The sequence below is a fragment of the Streptomyces sp. JLSY215 genome (genome assembly GCF_059682825.1).
On the sequence record NZ_CM185022.1, the window covers coordinates 7,778,033 to 7,796,843 of the forward strand.

Annotated in this window: 25 protein-coding genes; 4 read left to right on the plus strand and 21 right to left on the minus strand. The window is 68.6% G+C overall.

The genetic code is table 11. From position 1 onward, the window contains the following. Nucleotides 1-4 precede the first annotated feature (4 nt). The 18 genes from AC5677_RS34405 to AC5677_RS34490 all read right to left on the minus strand — a co-directional run bounded on the left by AC5677_RS34405 (nucleotide 5) and on the right by AC5677_RS34490 (nucleotide 9,955). Nucleotides 5-232, minus strand: a complete 228-nt coding sequence (locus AC5677_RS34405; protein ID WP_497191797.1) for a hypothetical protein — start codon at nucleotides 230-232, stop codon at nucleotides 5-7. Continuing rightward, the gene (locus tag AC5677_RS34410; RefSeq protein WP_497191798.1) at nucleotides 229-849 is read right to left on the minus strand and encodes a WhiB family transcriptional regulator; all 621 of its coding nucleotides are present in this window, start codon (nucleotides 847-849) and stop codon (nucleotides 229-231) included. Before AC5677_RS34410 ends, AC5677_RS34405 begins: the two co-directional genes overlap by 4 nt. 140 nt (nucleotides 850-989) lie before the next feature. Next, the gene (locus AC5677_RS34415) at nucleotides 990-1,184 is read right to left on the minus strand and encodes a hypothetical protein (protein WP_497191799.1); all 195 of its coding nucleotides are present in this window, start codon (nucleotides 1,182-1,184) and stop codon (nucleotides 990-992) included. 208 nt (nucleotides 1,185-1,392) lie between these two features. Then, nucleotides 1,393-1,599: a hypothetical protein gene (locus tag AC5677_RS34420; RefSeq protein ID WP_497191800.1), complete on the minus strand. Its 207-nt coding sequence runs from the start codon at nucleotides 1,597-1,599 to the stop codon at nucleotides 1,393-1,395. Next, nucleotides 1,596-1,829, minus strand: coding sequence for a DUF3310 domain-containing protein (locus AC5677_RS34425; protein ID WP_497191801.1), 234 nt, complete (start codon nucleotides 1,827-1,829; stop codon nucleotides 1,596-1,598). Before AC5677_RS34425 ends, AC5677_RS34420 begins: the two co-directional genes overlap by 4 nt. After that, nucleotides 1,826-2,869 carry a hypothetical protein gene (locus AC5677_RS34430; RefSeq protein WP_497191802.1) on the minus strand — a complete coding sequence of 348 codons (1,044 nt, stop codon included), beginning with the start codon at nucleotides 2,867-2,869 and terminating at the stop codon, nucleotides 1,826-1,828. Before AC5677_RS34430 ends, AC5677_RS34425 begins: the two co-directional genes overlap by 4 nt. Continuing rightward, a complete protein-coding gene (locus AC5677_RS34435) occupies nucleotides 2,866-3,132 on the minus strand; it encodes a hypothetical protein (protein WP_497191803.1) in 267 nt (88 codons plus the stop codon). The genes AC5677_RS34430 and AC5677_RS34435 overlap by 4 nt, the downstream gene beginning before the upstream one ends. 14 nt (nucleotides 3,133-3,146) lie before the next feature. Next, nucleotides 3,147-3,389 carry a hypothetical protein gene (locus tag AC5677_RS34440; RefSeq protein ID WP_497191804.1) on the minus strand — a complete coding sequence of 81 codons (243 nt, stop codon included), beginning with the start codon at nucleotides 3,387-3,389 and terminating at the stop codon, nucleotides 3,147-3,149. Further along, a complete protein-coding gene (locus AC5677_RS34445; RefSeq protein WP_497191805.1) occupies nucleotides 3,386-4,192 on the minus strand; it encodes a bifunctional DNA primase/polymerase in 807 nt (268 codons plus the stop codon). Before AC5677_RS34445 ends, AC5677_RS34440 begins: the two co-directional genes overlap by 4 nt. Before the next feature lie 102 nt (nucleotides 4,193-4,294). Next, the gene (locus AC5677_RS34450) at nucleotides 4,295-4,462 is read right to left on the minus strand and encodes a hypothetical protein (protein ID WP_497191806.1); all 168 of its coding nucleotides are present in this window, start codon (nucleotides 4,460-4,462) and stop codon (nucleotides 4,295-4,297) included. 322 nt (nucleotides 4,463-4,784) lie between these two features. Beyond that, nucleotides 4,785-5,312 (minus strand): hypothetical protein, encoded by a 528-nt coding sequence (locus AC5677_RS34455; RefSeq protein WP_497191807.1) that lies wholly within the window; start codon nucleotides 5,310-5,312, stop codon nucleotides 4,785-4,787. Beyond that, entirely contained in the window at nucleotides 5,309-6,103 is a 795-nt protein-coding gene (locus tag AC5677_RS34460; RefSeq protein ID WP_497191808.1) for a hypothetical protein, read from the minus strand. The genes AC5677_RS34455 and AC5677_RS34460 overlap by 4 nt, the downstream gene beginning before the upstream one ends. Further along, nucleotides 6,096-6,290, minus strand: a complete 195-nt coding sequence (locus AC5677_RS34465) for a hypothetical protein (RefSeq protein WP_497191809.1) — start codon at nucleotides 6,288-6,290, stop codon at nucleotides 6,096-6,098. Before AC5677_RS34465 ends, AC5677_RS34460 begins: the two co-directional genes overlap by 8 nt. A gap of 90 nt (nucleotides 6,291-6,380) precedes the next feature. Continuing rightward, nucleotides 6,381-6,833: an endonuclease VII domain-containing protein gene (locus AC5677_RS34470; protein WP_497191810.1), complete on the minus strand. Its 453-nt coding sequence runs from the start codon at nucleotides 6,831-6,833 to the stop codon at nucleotides 6,381-6,383. Then, nucleotides 6,794-7,024, minus strand: a complete 231-nt coding sequence (locus AC5677_RS34475; protein WP_497191811.1) for a hypothetical protein — start codon at nucleotides 7,022-7,024, stop codon at nucleotides 6,794-6,796. Before AC5677_RS34475 ends, AC5677_RS34470 begins: the two co-directional genes overlap by 40 nt. Beyond that, nucleotides 7,021-7,173 carry a hypothetical protein gene (locus AC5677_RS34480; RefSeq protein ID WP_497191812.1) on the minus strand — a complete coding sequence of 51 codons (153 nt, stop codon included), beginning with the start codon at nucleotides 7,171-7,173 and terminating at the stop codon, nucleotides 7,021-7,023. Before AC5677_RS34480 ends, AC5677_RS34475 begins: the two co-directional genes overlap by 4 nt. Nucleotides 7,174-7,639: 466 nt before the next feature. Further along, entirely contained in the window at nucleotides 7,640-8,047 is a 408-nt protein-coding gene (locus AC5677_RS34485) for a DUF7144 family membrane protein (RefSeq protein WP_497196863.1), read from the minus strand. 333 nt (nucleotides 8,048-8,380) lie between these two features. Beyond that, nucleotides 8,381-9,955, minus strand: a complete 1,575-nt coding sequence (locus AC5677_RS34490; RefSeq protein WP_497191813.1) for an APC family permease — start codon at nucleotides 9,953-9,955, stop codon at nucleotides 8,381-8,383. Nucleotides 9,956-10,300: 345 nt separating this feature from the next. On the opposite strand from AC5677_RS34490, the gene AC5677_RS34495 reads away from it, so the two are divergent. Together AC5677_RS34495 and AC5677_RS34500 are read left to right on the plus strand one after the other, a co-directional pair. After that, nucleotides 10,301-10,834 (plus strand): lytic polysaccharide monooxygenase auxiliary activity family 9 protein, encoded by a 534-nt coding sequence (locus tag AC5677_RS34495; protein ID WP_497191814.1) that lies wholly within the window; start codon nucleotides 10,301-10,303, stop codon nucleotides 10,832-10,834. 216 nt (nucleotides 10,835-11,050) lie between these two features. Then, nucleotides 11,051-11,998, plus strand: coding sequence for a DUF1444 domain-containing protein (locus tag AC5677_RS34500; protein ID WP_497196864.1), 948 nt, complete (start codon nucleotides 11,051-11,053; stop codon nucleotides 11,996-11,998). A gap of 222 nt (nucleotides 11,999-12,220) precedes the next feature. Here the strand turns inward: AC5677_RS34500 and AC5677_RS34505 are convergent, their stop codons facing one another. After that, nucleotides 12,221-12,628 carry a DUF779 domain-containing protein gene (locus AC5677_RS34505; RefSeq protein ID WP_497191815.1) on the minus strand — a complete coding sequence of 136 codons (408 nt, stop codon included), beginning with the start codon at nucleotides 12,626-12,628 and terminating at the stop codon, nucleotides 12,221-12,223. Between the two features lie 356 nt (nucleotides 12,629-12,984). On the opposite strand from AC5677_RS34505, the gene AC5677_RS34510 reads away from it, so the two are divergent. Together AC5677_RS34510 and AC5677_RS34515 are read left to right on the plus strand one after the other, a co-directional pair. Beyond that, entirely contained in the window at nucleotides 12,985-13,542 is a 558-nt protein-coding gene (locus tag AC5677_RS34510; protein ID WP_497191816.1) for a PadR family transcriptional regulator, read from the plus strand. Between the two features lie 62 nt (nucleotides 13,543-13,604). After that, on the plus strand, nucleotides 13,605-15,326 hold the full coding sequence (locus AC5677_RS34515; protein WP_497191817.1) for an acyl-CoA dehydrogenase family protein: 1,722 nt from the start codon (nucleotides 13,605-13,607) through the stop codon (nucleotides 15,324-15,326). Between the two features lie 96 nt (nucleotides 15,327-15,422). On the opposite strand, the gene AC5677_RS34520 is transcribed toward AC5677_RS34515, so the two are convergent. Both AC5677_RS34520 and AC5677_RS34525 read right to left on the minus strand, forming a co-directional pair. Next, nucleotides 15,423-17,528: a trehalose-6-phosphate synthase gene (locus AC5677_RS34520; protein ID WP_497191818.1), complete on the minus strand. Its 2,106-nt coding sequence runs from the start codon at nucleotides 17,526-17,528 to the stop codon at nucleotides 15,423-15,425. A gap of 192 nt (nucleotides 17,529-17,720) precedes the next feature. Beyond that, complete coding sequence (locus AC5677_RS34525; protein ID WP_497191819.1) at nucleotides 17,721-18,677, minus strand: carbohydrate kinase family protein; 957 nt, start codon at nucleotides 18,675-18,677, stop codon at nucleotides 17,721-17,723. Between the last annotated feature and the right edge of the window lie 134 nt (nucleotides 18,678-18,811).

The window sequence follows — 18,811 nt, forward strand, 5'->3', positions numbered from 1 at the left end:
CGGGTCACTTCCTTGTGCGGTGTTCCACGTCGGTGACTTCGAATTCGTGGAGGTCCCACCCGGTGGCGTAGAGGCGGGCCGCGAACTGCATGAAGCGGCCGATGGATTCGTGGGTGAGGAACCCGGTCTCGTTGTCGACGCTGATCCAGACCGATTCGGTCTGCAGCGTGCGGCTGTTGCTGACCGCGACCTTGAACGCTTCGACGTCCAGGTTGTTGCTGGGAACGGTCACTCTTTCCCCCAGATTTCGCGCTTGACGCGGTAGACGCTGTTGATGTGGCATCCGGCGTCGTGGGCGATTTCCTGCGACGTGTAGCCCTCGTCGAGGAGCTTGAGGATGATGCGCGTCATGTGGGAGCGGCCCCGGTTGGCGGCGGCTTCGAGCTGCATGGCTCGGCGTTCCTCCGGGGTTCGCTCGATCCCGGCGTCCTTGGCGATGCGGCGCACGGTGGTGCGGGGCACCCCGAGGTCACGCTCGATGGTGCGCAGGCTCATGCCGGCCGAGTACATGTCGACGACTTCTTGCCGGGTCTGGGAGCTGACCCGGTCGAGCTTCTTCTTGTCGGCCAGGGCGGGCTTGGGCTTGCGCGGCGGCCTGGTGTTCGGGTCGGGGTTGCCGTGCCTGCGTGCTCGCCTGATCCGCTTCCGCTGGCCGGGCGTCGACCCGCCGAAGTAGCCGTACGGCTCCTCGATGTAGGTGGCGAGGCAGAGCTGCTTGACGGGGCAGCCCCCGCAGATCCGGGCGGCTTTGTGCCACTGCGCGGCGTCGAAGAACATGTTCTTGTCCTTCTCGTCGCGGCAGGCTGCTTCCGCCACCCAGCGGCCGGCTTCGAACTCTGCGGTCTCCACCTTGGATATGCGGGTGTCTGGGGCTCTGCGTTGGAACCGGTCGCGGGCCCGGCGGCATTCGCGGCATGACTTGGACCCGTCGGCCCGGTGGATGGTGTTGTCTTCGGCCATGCGGTGGAGGCCGTTGCGGCACAGTGATGTCACTTCAGCAGCTCCTCCGCTTTCATGGCGGCCACGGTGATGGTCTGCGCGAGGTGGTAGGCGTCGGCCGCGTGGAGCACGAAGGTGGTGGCGGCGTCCTCGGCGTCTGCTTCTCCGACGCTCATGACGACGAGGCCGTCTTCAGCCCATACGAAGAGGTCGGCGTTTACGTGGTCGTAGTCGGGTTCTGGCATGGCGGGGCCTTACTCGTTTGGGGGCAGTGCGGGGGAGTGCCTGAACCCTGGGCAGAGGCCAGGTTTGGCGGGGATGAAGTCGGGTTTGCCCTCGTGCCACATGTACGTCTGGTGGCTGGCTATGAGGCGGAGCTTCGGCGTGAGGGGTACGAGCCGCCCGCAGTGGGGGCAGACCCCCTCTTCTTCGGGTGTCTCGCCGTTCATCGCGTCACTCGCGGGGTTCGCCTTCATCGGCGAGGGGCACCTGCTTCGCGGCCTGGTCGCGATTGGCGAGCAGCGTGAACTGCTCGTCGAGCATGTACCAGGGGCCGGGCCGGTAGGTCTGGAACAGGTGGACCATCCGGTTCAGCGCCTTCAGGGGGAAGATGGTGACGCCGTTCTTGGTGACGAGGTAGCACCGGGTGTTGTCGTTCATTGTTCGTGTTCTTTCTCGATGGCCTTCTGTATGTAGTGCTGGGCTTTCCGTAGGTCATCGAGTGCGGGGCCCTTTTTGCCTGCGCGGAGCACGTACTTGATGACGTTGCCGAGGTAGAAGTCCAGGCCGAACGCGTCGATGACGTCCCAGGGTTGGAGGCCCCGTTCCGTCTGGTAGTGGGCGGGGCCAGTGGCGTGGGCTCCCACGGGGCGGGGATTGTGGTCGCTCATGAGTCCTCTTTGAGGTCAACGCCGTACGATGCTGTAACCCGCCCTGCATTCGGATCCACGAACAGCAACCACTGTGAAGGTTCCGATTGCGCGGCGAGCGATTCGGAGGCGTAGGTGTTCGTGGATTCCGTAGACCCGTTCACCCAGACAGATCTCTGATTCAGGGGTATACGCGCCAACTGGTGGTAGTGCCCCATGAATACGTCCCGGAACTTTTCCGGGATCCCGCCCGATCCCCATCCGTTCACCTTCTTGCCGAGGCCGTACCAGGGGAATCCGGAGTGTCCGCGGATCTGGTCGCCGTGGATCAACATGGCCGTGTAGTTGCCGAGTTGCATGACCTGGTACCAGTTGCATTCGCCCTGCGGGTCGGTCATGTGGAGCTGGAACCGTGGTTCGTCGCGCATGAGTAGGGCGAGGATGCGGTAGAGCATGTGGTCGGCGTTGTCCATCGGGCCGAACTGGCCGCGTCGGCCGATTCGTCCGTGGTTTCCGTCGACGGCGTACACCGTGACGGTCTCAAAGTGCGCGAGGAGATGACGCGCGAAGTCCGCCAGGAGCGCGGGCGTGGTGTTGAACAGCTGGTCGTAGAGCGTCGAATCTATGAGCCACTGCTGCCCGGGGAAGATATCGACGCCCTCAACCATGTCTCCCAGCATTGGGACGACGCAGTGGCGGACTGGATGGTGCAGTCGTTGGATGCCCGCAAGATCCACGATTTTCTGTGCGTATCGCATGACACGCTCACGCGCGACCGTGGAGTTGTAGTCGGGTGTGAGCTTCCCGGTCTGAAGATCGGAGAGCAGGGCAACCGCGTACTCCTCCTGGGTTCCGATGTCGGCCGGGGGCGCGGGCTGGACGGGCGGGATCTGGATGCGTCCTATGGCGTCGCGTACGGCTGTGTCGACTGTGTCCAGGTAGTCGGCGTGCTTGTGCTTCGTCTCGTGCAGCTGCCTCGCGAGTCTGTCCCGTTCGGCTTTGACGCGGGCGAGTTCGGTGGAGGCATCCGCGTCTTCCGCAAGGCCGTCCCAGTCGTTCATGCCGGCCCCTGGTCGCTGCTGCACTTGCAGTCGCCCCGGCGGTGCCGGTTGATGGTGTGCGTGCTGGGTGCGATGTCGCCGACCCGCGCGCGGAGGGCGCGGTAGATGCCGGAGCTGGTCAGCTTGGGGTTGGTCATGGCGTTCACGACGGCTTCGCGGGCGTCGGAGTCCAGGCCGTCGGCGAAGACCTTCACCGTGCACTCCGGGCCACGGTTGAAGGTCTCGCGTTCCACTTCGGAGACGAAGTCATCCCACTTGCTCATGTGTGGCTCCCTATTCAGTTGGGCCGTGCGGTTGTTGTCTTGCTGGCGGGCAGTCGTTCGGCGACGACTCGCGCCTTTTCTTCGACGGCTCCCCTTGCCGCGGCGAGGTTGGCTTGTTCGAGCTTGATGAGTTCGGTGTACTCGTCAATGACGGCGTGGTATCCGGCTATTCGCTTCTCGATCTCTTCGAGTTGCGCCAGCGGTGCGGCCATTTCGCGGGCTGCGACGATGAATTCTTCGGGCGGGGGAGTGGTCATGGTCCCTCTTTCAGCTGCTGCAACCGGCATGCGGACCGGATCGTTTGACGCACTTCCCTTTCCCCTAGGCCGTTCGCTGTGGCTGGGGATAGCAGCACGTCCAAGATGGTTGATTCGGGGGCGCCGTCGGAGACCATTGACCGCGCTGCCCACAGCAGCGCGTTATTGCGGTCTCCTTCGGGTGCCGTGCTGACGGTTGTCACCAGCCCATGCCAGGCCGCTTCCCCGGGTGGCCGCACCGGCGGCCTCGGGGGGCGTGGCAGAGGTGGTTTCTCCCGTACGAGTTCGACCAGCCACAGGGGCGCGTCGATGATGGGTACGGGGTTCTCTACTTCGTAGCGGCCTTTGTCTGTGCCGGATCCTGCGGCGAGGACGTAGCCGCCTCGCTGGCCGCCGTTGGATCGGATGTCGACGTGGGTGGAGATGCTGCCCTGCGACGCCTGCATGTGCGGGGGCCACCGGTAGTAGAGGTGGGCGCCACCGCCACCGGTGCGCACGGTGTACGTCTCGAACGCCTTCCACGAGTCGTGGCCGGCGTAGCGGGATGCCAGTTGCGTGTACTGGTCCCACCCGTCGCCGTCGTCCTTCAGGTCGCAGTCGACGACCAGGAGCCCGGACGGTTTGCACGCGAGGCCGATGTTCGAAGCGGGGCGTGCCGACCACCAACGGGCTATCTGTGTGACGTCGTTGGTGGCTGCTTGGGACCAGCGGAGCCGCTTGTCGAACTTCTCGCCGGGCGGTAGGGGGAAGATGTACCAGCCGCGTTGTGCGCAGTTGAGCGCGTCACCGACGAGGTTGGTCATCCCGGGACCGGTTCCGCGTGCGGATGAGGTGGAAGGTGATGGACCCGTAGGCGATGACTGAGGCGATGGACACGGCCACGGCCAGCCATTCCTTGAGAGGCATCACGAACCTCCCTGGTTGATGTTGTCGCCGCAGAGGAATTCGGCGACGGCGAGGATGGTCATGGCCGCGTTTTCGTCGTCGCCGATCTCGCCGACAACGGACCGTATGAGGCCGTTGGCCTCGCGGTAGGCATCGGCCCGGTCGGCCCTGTACTCGGCTTCCGTCATCTCTGCGAGTTGCCCGCAGTGATGGCAAGGCTTCTTTCCCGGCATAACGGGATTCCTGTGGTGTGAAGAGAAAGGTCCGAATGCGAGGGAGGGGGGATCCCGGCGGCACCACTCGCCGGGTGCCGCCTCCCCCTCCCTCGGTGCGCGCACGTAACCCGCCGTCTGTGCGCCCCGGCGCCCCGAACACGGTCAAGCGGCTTCCCGGTGCCCCTTTACTGGGGGAGGCTCTTGGCGATCATCTCGGCCGTGGCCTGGTCCAGGTTCGCGGTCTGGATGCCCCGGGACTCAAGGAAGGACTTCAGTCGCGGGTCTATGCCTGCCGCTACGGGGCGGGCGGCTGCGGCTGCGGTGCGGGGGCTGCGGCTGCTGCCCATGCGCCGATGTCGCCCGGAGCGGTCTGGGCGAGCGGGTCTGGCGCGGTGTAGGTGGCGCTGTAGTTCTTCGGCGGCATGCCCCGGCCCTTCTTCGCGGCCAGGTCATCGCCCGTGTACGTGAGCGCGAGGAGCCCGCCCACTTCGAGCTTGCGGGCCCCGGCCGCCCGTACTGCGTCCCGCACGGCGTTCGCCTTGCGGTATTCCAGGTACAGGGCTCGTACGCCTTCGTCGTCCGGGTCCTGCGGGTCTCGCTCGTCGGTCTGGATGTTGACCTGGAGCATCTGCTTGGGTCTGCCGTCGGGCCAGAACAGCGGCTCGTTCGTGTCGAAGTCCCGCTTCTGGACGAGTACCGGCTCGGTGGTGATGGCGCCGGACCAGCTGATCGGCGGCGGGCCGTTGAAGGATGCGGACTTGGTGCCGCCTCCCATGAGCCAGTCGGACGGGTCGGGCGTGGGGCCGGGGGTTGGGTACGTCATTGGGTGTGTCCTTTGCAGCCTTTGGCGGTGTTCGTTTTGAAGGGGCAGAACCGGCAGTCGTCGGCCGTGGTGAACGCGTCGAATCGGCGTGGATTGCCGTCCCGGCCGAGGTGGTGTGCTCGGGCAGCGATGTCATCGGCTCTGGCCAGAGCGGCCAGGGCGATCGACTCGTCGTACGGCTCGGTCCAGACGTGCAGGCCCTTGAGTGAGCTGGCCTCGCGTGGCCACGCGACGATGGCGACGTGCTCTACGTGCTCGCCGTCGCGGATGGCGGCGTACGCGTAGGTGTGGACCTGGACGCGGTACGTGTTGGAGGGCCCGTCGAGCCTGAGCTTGCTGAGGGACGAGTTGCCCATGCATTTGTGGTCGGCGAACAGGAGCATCGTCCTGTCCAGGAGATCCCCGGTCCCTTTGGGCACGGTCGCGGAGGGCAGGGTCAGGGGCATCTCTGTGGCGTAGCGGCCGGTCCCGTGGTCGGCCCACCGGAACATGTCGGCGAGGCCGGCGTGTATGCAGGTGCCGACGAAGGCGGCCCACCCGTCGCCGCCGGGGTTGACGGGAGGGACCTGCATCAGGGACATGGCTATGCGCCGGTCACATGGGGTGCCGATCTCGGAGGGTCCGAGGTGGGCCTGCGCGGACCGGTTGTCGGCGCTTTCCCGGTTGTCGTAGGCGTAGAAGAGTTCCTTAACCCTGCCTGCGATTTCGGTGGCCAGCCCCTCCATTGCTGGGGCCGACCGCCGAGCGGGCTTGTCTGCGCTTCCCATGAGCCACTCGTTGGCTTCATCCATGCCCGTACCGCTCGTAGGCGTCAGCGATGACACTGGCCATGGCCTTGATGTCGTCAGCGGGGTAGCCGCACTCTGCGAGAACCTGGGCGAGGTGATCCCGCCTGTGCCACTTGGCCTGAAGGTTGGGGTCCAGGTCGAGGAACTGGTGGCGCTGCTCTGCCAACTGACCTTCGCGGTAGCTGCTCATGGTGTCGTTCCGTTCACGAGGTCCATCACCGTGCTGCAGAGGATGAGGAACATCAGCACTGCGGCCATGGCAAGCACGGTGAATCTGTAGTTACTGGTCGGCTTCCGGTGCGAGCCTGTGCGCCGGGGGTGCGATGAGATAGGCGACTGCCCTGGCGAAAAAGTCTTTGGAGTCTCTGCCGTGTCCGAGCATGTTGTTGCAGGGTCGGCAGAGCAGTCCTCGAACAGCTCCGGTCTTGTGGTCATGATCAACGCTCAATCTCCTGGTGGCCCCTGTGGCTCTTTGGCAGATGGCGCAGACGCCGCCCTGGAGTTCTTTGAGGCGGTCGTAGTCGCGGTGGCCGAGCCCGTAGACGTTGGCTACGCGTGAGGCGTGTGCGGCTTCCTTGCGGCGCTTCTGTTCGGCTCGCCAGTGCGTGGCGCAGCGGGGGCCGGGGTGCGGCGCAGGACGGTGATAGCCGGGCCCGGGCTCTACCCGCTCGGTCAGGCAGTCTTTGCAGTGCTTCACGGCTCGATCCCTCGGTAGAGGTGGTCGACCAGCCACACGACTCCGCCGAGGAGTGCGGCTTGCCCTGCGGTGCGTATGAGCGGGTGCTTCTTCGCGCCCAGGGCGTAACGCATGTGTGCGGTCAGCGGGGCGTCGTACTCGGCGGTACGGATTGCGGCCACCTCGGCGGCCACGAAGTACGCCACCCAGCCGCCCCAGACGATCGACCATTTCGTTCGGGTGCTCATCTGCCTGCGAGCGCCTCGAAGCGCTCTCGGGCCGGAAGGTCTTCCGCGTGGTGTTCGGCCGCTCGGCGGGCGACTTCCTCTTCGGTGAGGGTCCGCTTGGCCTGCATGACGATCTTGAGTTCCTGGGTGTCCCAGTGGGGCAGCGTCATCGTGATCACCCTTTCCGAGGGCATAAAGAACCCCCGCCACGGCGTGTGACGGGGGTTTCGGTAGGGGCGGCCATCGTGCACATGCCGTGCACATGGACCAGGGAGTTATCGGGATATGACGAGACCCGCCGGGATGCGTTTTCGCAGGCCAGCGGGCCTTCAGCGCAAAAGGCGCAGGTCAGGAGTCAGCGGCGGATAGATGCGGGGGATCGTCCGAATCGGGCCGCTCCGGCATTGCCGCCGGAGCCTTCCTCCCGCTCCCGGACTGCGGGCGTATCCACGGCACATCCGGGCGTATACAGGAACGTCCTGGCGCGCCCACACGTATCCCCGTGCATCACGGCCACGTCCCGACATCGCGCGACACCGCGCGGCCGTCGCGGAGAAGCCCCCCAGCCCGCGGCGCGCACACCGACGGCGCCGCACGGACCTGTGCGGCGCCGCATCCGTCTGCGGGGGAGCGGTCTCAGTCCCCGACGAGTCGCTGCGAGGACGTGCACAGCGCCCAGATGACGAAGGCGTCGATCGCGATCACGACGATGGCCCACAAGGGGAAGTAGGGCAGCCAGATGAAGTTGAGGACCATGCTCACGCCCGCCACGATCACACCGACGACGCGCGCCCAGGTGGCGCCGCTGAACAGCGCGATGCCCGCGATGGCGACGACGATGCCGAGGATGAGATGGATCCAGCCCCATGCGTGCAGGTTGAACTGGAAGACGTATTGGGGCGTGGTGACGAATATCCTGTTCGTGGCGATGGCGGAGATGCCCTCGAAAATCGCCATGATGCCGCCGAATATCATCAGCACCGCGGCGAAGAGGGTCCACCCCGCCGCGGCGGTACTTTCGCCGGTGCGAGGTGTGCTGCCCATCGGGGTTTCCCCGGCGTGAGTGGCCATGTCGGGCTCCTTTGCGCGAAAGTCGCCGCGGTCCGCGCCAGCCGACACGCGGCCTCCTGAACCAGACTGACACGTCGTCTACGGGTCGGCATCCGAGAGGGCATTGTGCGAGGTCAGGCGGGCTTGTGGGGGATTGTGGGGGAAATTCCGGTAGCTGTCGGGAGGCTTTGCGTGGAGTCGAATTGCCGGGTGGGGGAGAGGTCCGAGAGGCTTCTCGGACGACGAGAGCGGCAATGCGGCACGGACCGGCGGTCCAGGAATGCTTCGACGGCGAAAGCGCGGCCCTGGAGGCCGTGTCCGCGGATGTCAGCTTCGCTTTTCCTCGTCCTTCTCATGGGCCGAGACCACAATGATTTCCTTACGGAAGAATGCGGGGCTGAGCACGCGGTAAATCAGCATCAGGACGGCGCCGAGGATCAGCGCGCCGAGGCCGGTGACGAAGACGCCGCCGAGCTGCCAGTGCGGCGGGAACGGCAGGGTCCATGAGGTGCTGCCGTAGTCCGGGGCGGCGTAGACGACACAGGCGTAGACGAAGAAGTACAGCAGCATCACGCCGCCCAGGCCCGGCATGATCCCCTTGGTCCACAGGGCTCGGGGGCTGAGCCGGAGCACCTTGCGGAAGTACCAGACGCAGGCGAAGCCGGTGAGCCCGTAGTAGAAGGCAATCATCAGGCCGACCGACCCGATGGAGTCCGCCAGCAGGTTCTCGCTCACCCGCGACAGCAGCACGAAGAAGACGATGGAGGCCAGGCCCATGCCGACGGTGGACCACGTCGGCGTCAGGAAGCGGGGATGGATGCGGGCGAAGTGGCTGGGCAGGGCCTTGAACGTGGCCATCGAGAGCGTGGTACGGGCCGTGGGCAGGATGGTCGTCTGGGTGGATGCCGCGGCGGAGGTCAGCACCATCAGGATCAGCAGCTTGGTCAGCGCCTGGCCGCCCGCGCCGCTGCCGAAGACCTCGTTGCCGAGGTGGGACAGCACATCCGAGGAGTTCTCCGGATTGGCCAGCCCGATGCCGGTGGTCTTCACGCCGGCGAAGCTCTGCGCGGACGTGGCGACCAGGAGATAGACGCACAGCAGGATGACCGTGGAGGCGACCGCGGCGCGTCCCGGGGTGCGCGTACGGTCCGCGGTCTCCTCGTTGACGGAGACGCAGCTGTCCCAGCCCCAGTAGATGAACACGGTGGTGAGGATGCCCGTGGTGAAGGCGTCCAGGGATCTGACCTGTGTGGGGTCGAACCACGACCAGGCGATGTGCAGGGACGAGCCGGGCGCCGTGCCCGAGTAGACCTTCACCAGCGCCGTCACCGCGAGCACCAGCAGCATCAGCACCTCGACGGTCAGCAGGACCTTCTGGAGGTTGGCCGATACCTCGATGCCGATGTAGCAGATCCACGTCATCAGGGCGATCCACACCACACCGGCCACCATGGTCCACAGCGTGCTGCGCGCCAGCCCCGGGGCGCCGACCAGCTCGAACCCGTACTGGCCGGCGATCTGCGCCAGATTCGCCATGACGATGATGTCCGCGGCGACGATGCCCCAGCCGCCCAGCCAGCCGGTGTGCGGCCCGAACGCCCGTGAGGCCCAAGTGAAGGTGGTCCCGCAGTCCGGGTCGACCTGATTGAGCCCCTTGTAGCCGTAGGCGATCAAGAACATGGGGATGAACGCCAGGATGATGATGACCGGCGACTGGACGCCGACGATGGCGACGATGACGCCGAGCGTGGCGGCCAGGCTGTAGGCGGGGGCGGTGGACGCCAGACCGATCACGGTGCTGGAGAACAGTCCGAGTGCGCCACCCTTGAGGCCCTTGTCCGTGCCGGCCGAGGGCGCTCCGCCGGAGGGGCCCGCAGGGGGCGGGGCAGCAGACGACGTCATGGCCTCCTCCGCTCGCAGAACAAGCGGCACGTCCGCTCGCGGAACATGCGGCACGTCCGCTCGCGGAACATGCGGCACGTCGGAACGAGCGGCGCGTCAACCCAGAATTCTCCTCCCTTCGCAAGGGGCTTTCAACACGAGTGTTTTCGCTGGGCGTGCCGTCCGGGTGCGTGCCTTCGGTGGGCGTGCCTTCGGTGTGCGGAGAGGGTCTGCGCGGAGGGTCCGCGGAGCGGGTCGCGCCTCTTGACCGTACGCGGTCAGAGAGTAAAGTCTAGACCAATTGGGCCACCCTCGCGTCATCCCCCTCACCCCCACTCAACGCGCGCGAAAGGGTTGACAGTTGACATGAACCGGAAGAGAAGGCTGGCCGTCGCCATCGGCGCCGCAATCGCTCCGTTCCTCGTCGTCACCATGCCGGCCGCCCCGGCCGGCGCCCACGGCTATGTCTCCACTCCGCCCAGCAGGCAGGCGCAATGCGCCGCCGGCACCATCGAATGCGGCCCGATCAAATGGGAGCCGCAGAGCGTCGAGGGGCCCAAGGGGCTGACCAGTTGCAGCGGCGGCAACAGCCAGTTCGCCGACCTCGACGACGACTCCAAGGGCTGGCAGGTCACCCCGGTCGGCAGCTCCCAGACCTTCAACTGGAAGCTGACGGCGCGTCATGCCACCAGCACCTGGCAGTACTTCGTCGGCGGCAAGAAGGTCGCCGAATTCAACGACGGCGGTGCGCAGCCGCCCGCGACGGTCACCCACACGGTCAACTTCGGAGGCATCACCGGCAAGCAGAAGATCCTCGCGGTCTGGAACATCGCCGATACCGCGAACGCCTTCTACGCCTGCATCGACGTCACCATCGGCGGCCGGACGCACGGCAAGTAGGCCCGAAGTCCCGCCGTCCCGGCCCCCGTACGACCGCCGGGACGGCGGGCGGGCGCCCGGTGGAGGCGTGCGCGGGCGCAGGCGGCGTCGGTACCGCCGCCGCGCCGTTCCCGTACCGCCTCCGAGCAGGAGGAGGAGCATGCCCGGTGCGGCGGACGCACCCGTTACGATCGGCCCATCATGGCCGTCGTTCGTGGCCGCTGCCGGGAGGAAGAGATGGGACTGTTCCGCCGAGGACCGAAACGGGATTCCCGCGACGTCGCACGCGATGCCGAGTTCACCTTCTTCTCCGAGCGCGAGGGCGGCTTCTTCAGATCGCAGGTGCGGCAGGCCTTCGCCGAACTGGGCCTGGAAGTCACCGCGTACGCAGGGGTGGTCACCGACTCCGCGGGCCGTCAGTTCGGCCTCGGCAACCTCGCCGCAGTCTGCCACCGCGACCGGCGCGGTGAGCGCAGCTGGCCCGCGCTGATCCGCGACCACGTCGGCAAGGTCCTGCGCACCATGGACGGCCCGCAGCCGCTGGAGATCCTCTCCGAGGAAGAGATCCGGGCCTGCCTCTACCCCCGCATCGTGGCCCAGGAGACGCTGCCCGCCTCGGACTCCTTCCGGTACGGACGCGAGCATGCCCCGGGCCTGCGTGAGGTGCTCGCCCTCGATCTGCCCGAGGCGGTGCAGACGCTGAGCGAGGACTCGCTGGCCGATCTCGGGGACGTGGCCGAGCTGCGGATCCGGGCGATGAACAATCTGCGCGCGCTGCCGGTGGAGGGGCACGAGACGGTGCGCCGCGGCGACGGCTCGGCGTTCGAGGTGCTGCTCGGCGACTCGTTCTTCACCGCGAGCCGGGTGCTGGTGCTCGACGACCTCGTGCGGCGGCTCATGGGCACGGATCTCACCCCGGACGGTGCGCTGGTCGCGATGCCGTTCCGGCACCAGCTGGCCTTCCACCGCATCCAGGACGCCCAGGTCATCCCGGCCCTCCAGGCCATGGCGCAGTTCGCGGCGGCCGGGCACGAGGATGCGGCGGGAGCCATCAGCCCCAAGGTGTTCTGGTGGCGCCGGGGCGTGCTGACCCCGCTGAGCGAGCCGCACGGCGACGGGCTGCGGGTGGTCGTGGACGTGGACTTCCAGGACATGCTGGAGCGGCTGGTGCAGGACGAGGCGTGAGCCGTCCGGATTCCCCGATGGCAGTGGCAGTGGCAGTGGCAGTGGCAGTGACACTGGCAGCCGTGGTCAGGGGCGTCGGCCCCGCCGGGGGCGTCCCGCGGCCGCATCGAATCCGTAAGGATTCCGTCCGATCCGGGAACCCCGTCCGCCTTCTGCCCGTTCTCCTAAGTGAGGCTCCGCGTTCTCCCCCGTGCGCGGGGCCTCACCACTGCCGTCCCACCCTCACTCCCCGAGCGCGGCCCGCTCCTCTTCGGTGAACAGCCGCGACCGGATCAGAAAGCGCACCCCCTCCGGCGCCTCCAGCGAGAAACCGCTGCCCCGCCCCGGGACGACGTCCACGGTCAGATGCGTATGCCGCCAGCGCGCGAACTGGTCCGCCGACATCCAGAAGCCCACCCGCTCCGGCACCCCCTCCACGGCCAGCCGCGCCAGCAGTACATCCGACGATCCGGTACGGAATTCCCCGGCCGGGTAGCACATGGGGGCGCTGCCGTCGCAGCAGCCGCCGGACTGGTGGAACATCAGCGGCCCGTGCTGAGCGCGCAGCAGACGCAGCAGCTCCACGGCCGCCGCGGTGAGCCCGATCCGTGCCGCCTCCGCTGCCGCCCCGTCCCCGCGCTCCGCAGTCATCGAAGGGCCCCCGGCACCGTCGCCGAGCGGCCGACCGGCAGATCCTGCATCCCGTGGTGGTACATCCGCCAACCCCTTCCTGACCAGCCAGAACGAACGCCCGCCGGAGCCCGTGTCGGCGGCGCACCCTCCGGAGCCGGTCCGGATCACGGTCACCGAGGCGGTATGCCGGCGGTGGCCCAGTCAACCCGCTGCCAGGTTGCACGATGGTTGCACGCCGGCGCGGAATGCTCCCGCCCGCGCCTCGACCGCCCGCGCCTCGACCGCCCGTTCGCCGGAGTCCCGCCCGGGTGAGCCGCGTCTCACCCGGGCTGCGCCGCTTGTTTATGCAACGAGTTGCATAGCAGGATCGGGGCATGGCGCTCGACCACGCGATCCTCGTCTCCCTGCTGGAGAAGCCGGGCTCCGGCTACGAGCTGTCCCGGCGTTTCGAGCGGTCCATCGGATACTTCTGGACCGCCACCCACCAGCAGATCTACCGCGTCCTCAAGCGCATGGAGAGCGACGGCTGGATCGACGTCCGGGAGGTGCCGCAGCAGGCCCGGCCGGACAAGAAGGTGTACTCCGTCGCCGCCCTCGGGCGAGCGGCCCTCTCCCAGTGGCTGCACGAGCCGATCGAACCCGAGAGCGTCCGGCACGAGCTCGCCGTGAAGATCCGCGGAGCGGCCTTCGACGACCCGGCCGCGCTGATCCGGGAGGTCGAGCGGCACCACCAGGCGCACACCGACCGGCTCGCGCACTATCTGGCAGGCGAGCGGCGCGACTTCACCGCTCCCGGAGCCGATGCCGCGCTCGACGCCGGCCAGGAGCTCCAGCACGTCGTGCTGCGCGGCGGCATCGCGTACGAACGCATGACGATCGCCTGGCTCGACGACGTACTCGCCACCCTCCACCGGCTCGGCTCCGAGCGCTGACCGCGCGCCGGCACCGCAGCCCGCCACCCCTCAACCCACACCCCGGAAAGGCGAACCCACCCATGGCCGACCCGCTGCTGTTCAACCCCCGCACCTACGACCCGGCGCACTTCGACCCCGAGACCCGCAGGCTGCTGCGCGCCACCGTCGACTGGTTCGAGGAGCGCGGCAAGCGCAAGCTGATCGAGGACTACCGCTCCCGCGCCTGGCTGGCGGACTTCCTCGCGTTCTCCGCCAAGGAGGGACTGTTCGCGGCCTTCCTCACCCCGTCGGCCGCCGCCGACGGGCAGCAGGACAAGCGCTGGGACACCGCCCGGATAGCCGCCCTGAACGAGATCTTCGGCTTCTACGGGCTCGACTACTGGTACGCCTGGCAGGTCACCATCCTCGGCCTCGGCCCGGTCTGGCAGAGCGACAACGCCACCGTCCGGGCCCGTGCGGCCGAACTCCTCGACCAGGGCGAGGTGTTCGCCTTCGGTCTGTCCGAGAAGACGCACGGCGCCGACATCTACTCCACCGACATGCTGCTGGAGCCCGACGGCAACGGCGGCTTCCGCGCCAGCGGCTCCAAGTACTACATCGGCAACGGCAACGCCGCCGGGCTGGTCTCCGTCTTCGGCCGCCGCACCGACATCGAGGGCCCGGACGGCTATGTCTTCTTCGCCGCCGACAGCCGTCACCCGGCGTACCACCTCGTCAAGAACGTCGTGGACTCCTCCAAGTACGTCAGCGAGTTCCGCCTCGACGACTACCCGGTCGGCCCGGACGACGTCCTGCACACCGGCCGCGCCGCCTTCGACGCCGCCCTCAACACCGTCAACGTCGGCAAGTTCAACCTCTGCACCGCCTCGATCGGCATCTGCGAGCACGCGATGTACGAGGCCGTCACCCATGCGCAGAACCGCATCCTCTACGGCCGCCCCGTCACCGCCTTCCCGCATGTGCGCCGCGAGCTGACCGACGCCTACGTCCGCCTCGTCGGGATGAAGCTGTTCAGCGACCGCGCCGTCGACTACTTCCGCTCCGCCGGCCCCGACGACCGCCGCTACCTGCTCTTCAACCCGATGACGAAGATGAAGGTGACCACCGAGGGCGAGAAGGTCATCGACCTCATGTGGGACGTCATCGCCGCCAAGGGCTTCGAGAAGGACACCTACTTCGCGCAGGCCGCCACCGAGATCCGGGGCCTGCCCAAGCTGGAGGGCACGGTCCACGTCAACCTCGCCCTGATCCTCAAGTTCATGGGCAACCACCTGCTCAACCCGGCCGAGTACGCGCCCGTGCCGACCCGCCTCGACGCGGCCGACGACGCCTTCCTCTTCCGCCAGGGACCGGCCCGCGGCCTGGGCGCCATCCGCTTCCACGACTGGCGCCCCGCCTACGACAGCTACACCCAGGTGCCCAACGTCGCCCGCTTCCGCGAACAGGCCGACGCCCTCTGCGAGTTCGTCACCACCGCCGCCCCGGACGAGGAGCAGAGCCGCGACCTCGACCTGCTGCTCGCCGTCGGCCAGCTGTTCGCGCTGGTCGTGCACGGCCAGCTGATCCTGGAACAGGCACGTCTGACCGGCCTCGACGAGGATGTCCTCGACGAACTGTTCGCCGTCCTCGTACGCGACTTCTCCGCGCACGCCGTCGAACTGCACGGCAAGGACTCCGCCACCGCCGCACAGCAGAGCTGGGCGCTCGGCGCGGTCCGGCGCCCGGTCGTCGACGACGCACGCTCGACGCGCGTCTGGGAGCGCGTCGAGGCACTGGCCGGGACGTACGAGATGGCCCCGTAACAAGGGAATCCGCCGTTCGCCCGCACGACGGACCGGCGGGCCCGGCCGGCCTCGGCGCAGGCCGGCCGGGCCCGCCGCCGCGCACCGGGCGCCGTGTCAGGCGCTCCGGATGGCGGTGATGATCCGGCGGGCCCACTGGGCCGGGGTGTGGTCGTCCAGCAGGCCGGCGAGTCGGGTGAGATGGTTCCTGCGCTGCTCCGGAGGCATGCTCAGCGCGCGGTCGAGTGTCTCGACGAGATCGCGGCGGGAATGCGGATCCGTGAGGAGCGCGGCGGAGCCGAACTGCGCGGCGGCTCCGGCGTGACGGGAGAGAACGAGCATTCCGGAGCGGCCGACGGCAGCCTGCGCGGCGATGAACTCCTTGGCCGTCAGATTCATCCCGTCGGCGAGCGACGTCACCCAGAACACATCGGCAGCGAGGTAGTGGTCGACCACCTCGGCGAACGGCAGGGCCTCGGGGATGTAGTCGACGGGTTCCCAGCCGCCGGTGCGCCAGGCCCGGTTCAGTGCGGTGACGGCGCGTTCGAGGCGGCTGCGGGTGGTGTCGTAGGCGCGGATTCCCGGTTCGGGCGGCGGGCAGACGAGGCGGAAGCGCAACCGGCCGCGCAGATCGGGTCGTTGGGAGAGCAGGGTGGCGAGCGCCTGCACCTTCTGCAGGGGAGCCTTGGCGTAGTCCAGGCGTTCCACCGAGAGGATCAGCGCGGAGCCGTCGGCAAGGGGCCGGGGCGGGCGGGCGCGAGCCAGCGTCTCGACCGCCGCGCGGTCGATGGGCAGCGGGTGCACCCCCACGCGCGGCGGGCGGGGCACCCCGGCGAGCGCCTGCCGGAAGTGGGTGGCGTAGTCGGCGGTGTGGAAGCCGGCCCAGTCCAGGCAGGCCAGGGAGGTACGGATCCGTTCCGCGGTGGGGATACGGGCGAACACCTCCGGTGCGGGGAACGGGGTGTGGTGGAACAGGCCGAGGCGCAGATCGGGCCGTGCGGCGCGCAGGATGCCGGGGACCAGCCAGAGGTTGTAGTCGTGGAGCCAGACGGTGGCGCCACGGGCGGCATGGGCGCTGATGTGATCGGCGAACGCGGCGTTGACCCGCTCGTAGTCGGCCCAGGACGAGGGGTCGTGCCGGATGAGACCGGGTCGCGACATCAGGGCGGGCCAGAGCGTCTCCTTGCACGCGCGGTGGAAGTAACCCTGCCAGTGCGCGGGCGTCACCGGCAGAAAGGCCAGCGGGAGGCCGGTGTTGTGCGGGTCCGGCCGGGCGCCGGCGAAGTCGCCGACCAGGGCGGCCGTCCAGACGGCGTCAAGGCTGTCGCGGCCGGCGTGGAACAGGCCCTGCAAGGTGGGCAGGATCCCGTTGGGGCTCACCGGCTGCTGCCATGATCCGCCGGCCCAGTGCACCGGCGGACGGTGGTAGCCGATCACGGTGGGGAAGGTGGGTTCCACCCAGCCCAGCCGCTCCAGGGCGGACAGGATCGCGCCCGCACCCTGCCGATCCGGCCGGTGCACGGGGGAGCGGGGCGGCAGCCGCTCGCGGAGGCCGGGCTCGGCGTTGCCCATGATCACACCGTGCGCGCCCAGCTGGAACAGCGACAGGTCATTGAGGGAGTCGCCGGCCACCAGGATGGACGCCATCGGCCATTGCAGCTTGCCCGCGAGCAAGGCGAGGGCGTTGCCCTTGCTCGCCGACGCGGGCAGGACGTCGAAGTAGCGGCCGGCGGAGTAGGTCCAGCCGCAGCCGAGCGCAGCCACCGCGGCGGTGATCTCCGAAGACAGCAGCTCCGGGGCGAGATAGAACGAGCAGCGCCCGTCCTGGGCCACCCCGTCCTGGTGGACGAGCCCGGGAAAGCGTGCCAGGGCAGCCCGTACGCCGTCCTGTCCGGGCCATCCGGTGCGCAGCTGGTTCTGCAGGACGTCGAGGCGGCTCATGTCGGTGGCGTCGATGACGCTCGCACCGACGTCCGCGATGATCCACCGGGGCCGCGGGACGAGCGGATCGCGGGCGAGGACGTCCTCGACGGAGGACAGCCCCCGGCCGGTCGCGAACACCACCGTGATCTCCGGATGGCGGTCCAGCGCCTCCCGCAGCCGCCGGCGGTCGCCGGGGTCCCCGCCCAGCAGCGTGCCGTCCAGGTCGGTCACCAGCACCCTGACACCGTCCACGGACGCGGGCTCGCGCGCCGCCTGCTCGCCCGTCAGCAGTCCAGCCATCCATCGCCCCTGTTGTCGTCGGAATGCCTACGAAGTCGTCTCGCCGCCGGACCGCGCACGGAGCCGTCACCCGGATGCGTACGGAGCCGTCTCGCTGCCGCCGGGATGCGGACGGGGAACCGTCACGCCGCCACCGGACCGCGCACGGAGTCGCCGCAGTGCGTACGGAGCCGCCGCGGGAGTGCGTACGCATCACGCCGGAAGGCGCGCCGTCCACCGCTCCAGACCCGCCGCGTCCAGGGCGGCGCTGGAGCCCGTGGCGGTCACCGACGCCGTACCGCAGGCGACGCCCGCGGCCAGGCACTCGGCGAGCGACGCGCCCGCCAGCCGGCGGTGCAGGAAGCCCACGTTGAAGCAGTCGCCCGCTCCCGTGGTGTCCGCGACCTCCACCGGGAGGGCACGCTGCGCGATCCGTTCACCGTTCTCCGCCGCGACGGCTCCCCGGCCGCCCTGCTTGACGACCACCGTGGAGACCAGGCCCGCCAGCACCTCCACGGCCTCGCCCACCGTGCCGGCCCCGGTCATCCGCAGCGCCTCCGCCGCATTCGGGGCGAACACATCGACCTGGCCGAGCACCTTCTGCACCGCGGGCACATCTACGCTGCCCGGGTAGTCCTGACAGTCCATGAACACCGTCGCCCCCAGCCGCGCCGCGACATCCAGCGCCTCGGAGACATCCGGGCCGTACTGCAGGAACGGCAGCATCAGGGCCGTCGGCCGGTAGGTCTCGATCAGTTCACCCAGCGGACGGGCGTCAACGGGATCCTCGTAGGCGACCATCGCCCGGTCATCCGGGCGGGACAGCGCGACCGTGACATTGCGCACCGGGCGCGGGTGGTGCCGAAAGCCCTGCTCGTTCATCTTCTCCGCGCGCGCCACCGCCAGGACCTGCTGGCTGAAGACATCGTCGCCGAAGTCCGCGGCCCACACCGCCTCACGTCCCAGCCGCCGTAACCCCATGGCCAGGGTGAACGCCCCGCCGGGCACCATGCCGAACCCCTGGGCCCAGACCTCGCCGCCGAACGCCACCGGACCCGCCAGCTCCCGGAACACCAGGTCCACCGCATACGCGCCGACCACGAGCACCCGGCCGCCCGCCGCGGCGGCACGCACCGGCCCGGCCGGAACGTCCGGCTCCCCGTGGTCCATCAGCGGCCCCCCACACAGACCCGGGTGTGCCGCCGTCTCCGAAGAGCGGCGGCCGGCCGGCCGGAGTCAGCCGCTCCGGAGACCGGTTGGTTGTCATGCCGATGCATCATGGCGGGACTGTATGCAAACACGCA

Bases quoted from the DNA above. Each gene is read 5' to 3' on its own strand.
- AC5677_RS34510 (WP_497191816.1), top strand. From the start codon at position 12,985: ATGGCGCTCGACCACGCGATCCTCGTCTCCCTGCTGGAGAAGCCGGGC.
- AC5677_RS34455 (WP_497191807.1), bottom strand. From the start codon at position 5,312: ATGACGTACCCAACCCCCGGCCCCACGCCCGACCCGTCCGACTGGCTC.
- AC5677_RS34425 (WP_497191801.1), bottom strand. From the start codon at position 1,829: ATGAGCGACCACAATCCCCGCCCCGTGGGAGCCCACGCCACTGGCCCC.
- AC5677_RS34440 (WP_497191804.1), bottom strand. From the start codon at position 3,389: ATGACCACTCCCCCGCCCGAAGAATTCATCGTCGCAGCCCGCGAAATG.
- AC5677_RS34520 (WP_497191818.1), bottom strand. From the start codon at position 17,528: ATGGCTGGACTGCTGACGGGCGAGCAGGCGGCGCGCGAGCCCGCGTCC.
- AC5677_RS34435 (WP_497191803.1), bottom strand. From the start codon at position 3,132: ATGAGCAAGTGGGATGACTTCGTCTCCGAAGTGGAACGCGAGACCTTC.
- AC5677_RS34515 (WP_497191817.1), top strand. From the start codon at position 13,605: ATGGCCGACCCGCTGCTGTTCAACCCCCGCACCTACGACCCGGCGCAC.
- AC5677_RS34475 (WP_497191811.1), bottom strand. From the start codon at position 7,024: ATGAGCACCCGAACGAAATGGTCGATCGTCTGGGGCGGCTGGGTGGCG.
- AC5677_RS34495 (WP_497191814.1), top strand. From the start codon at position 10,301: ATGAACCGGAAGAGAAGGCTGGCCGTCGCCATCGGCGCCGCAATCGCT.
- AC5677_RS34500 (WP_497196864.1), top strand. From the start codon at position 11,051: ATGGGACTGTTCCGCCGAGGACCGAAACGGGATTCCCGCGACGTCGCA.
- AC5677_RS34525 (WP_497191819.1), bottom strand. From the start codon at position 18,677: ATGGACCACGGGGAGCCGGACGTTCCGGCCGGGCCGGTGCGTGCCGCC.
- AC5677_RS34430 (WP_497191802.1), bottom strand. From the start codon at position 2,869: ATGAACGACTGGGACGGCCTTGCGGAAGACGCGGATGCCTCCACCGAA.
- AC5677_RS34505 (WP_497191815.1), bottom strand. From the start codon at position 12,628: ATGACTGCGGAGCGCGGGGACGGGGCGGCAGCGGAGGCGGCACGGATC.
- AC5677_RS34485 (WP_497196863.1), bottom strand. From the start codon at position 8,047: ATGGGCAGCACACCTCGCACCGGCGAAAGTACCGCCGCGGCGGGGTGG.
- AC5677_RS34490 (WP_497191813.1), bottom strand. From the start codon at position 9,955: ATGACGTCGTCTGCTGCCCCGCCCCCTGCGGGCCCCTCCGGCGGAGCG.
- AC5677_RS34465 (WP_497191809.1), bottom strand. From the start codon at position 6,290: ATGAGCAGCTACCGCGAAGGTCAGTTGGCAGAGCAGCGCCACCAGTTC.
- AC5677_RS34480 (WP_497191812.1), bottom strand. From the start codon at position 7,173: ATGACGCTGCCCCACTGGGACACCCAGGAACTCAAGATCGTCATGCAG.
- AC5677_RS34445 (WP_497191805.1), bottom strand. From the start codon at position 4,192: ATGACCAACCTCGTCGGTGACGCGCTCAACTGCGCACAACGCGGCTGG.
- AC5677_RS34460 (WP_497191808.1), bottom strand. From the start codon at position 6,103: ATGGATGAAGCCAACGAGTGGCTCATGGGAAGCGCAGACAAGCCCGCT.
- AC5677_RS34450 (WP_497191806.1), bottom strand. From the start codon at position 4,462: ATGACGGAAGCCGAGTACAGGGCCGACCGGGCCGATGCCTACCGCGAG.
- AC5677_RS34420 (WP_497191800.1), bottom strand. From the start codon at position 1,599: ATGAACGACAACACCCGGTGCTACCTCGTCACCAAGAACGGCGTCACC.
- AC5677_RS34415 (WP_497191799.1), bottom strand. From the start codon at position 1,184: ATGCCAGAACCCGACTACGACCACGTAAACGCCGACCTCTTCGTATGG.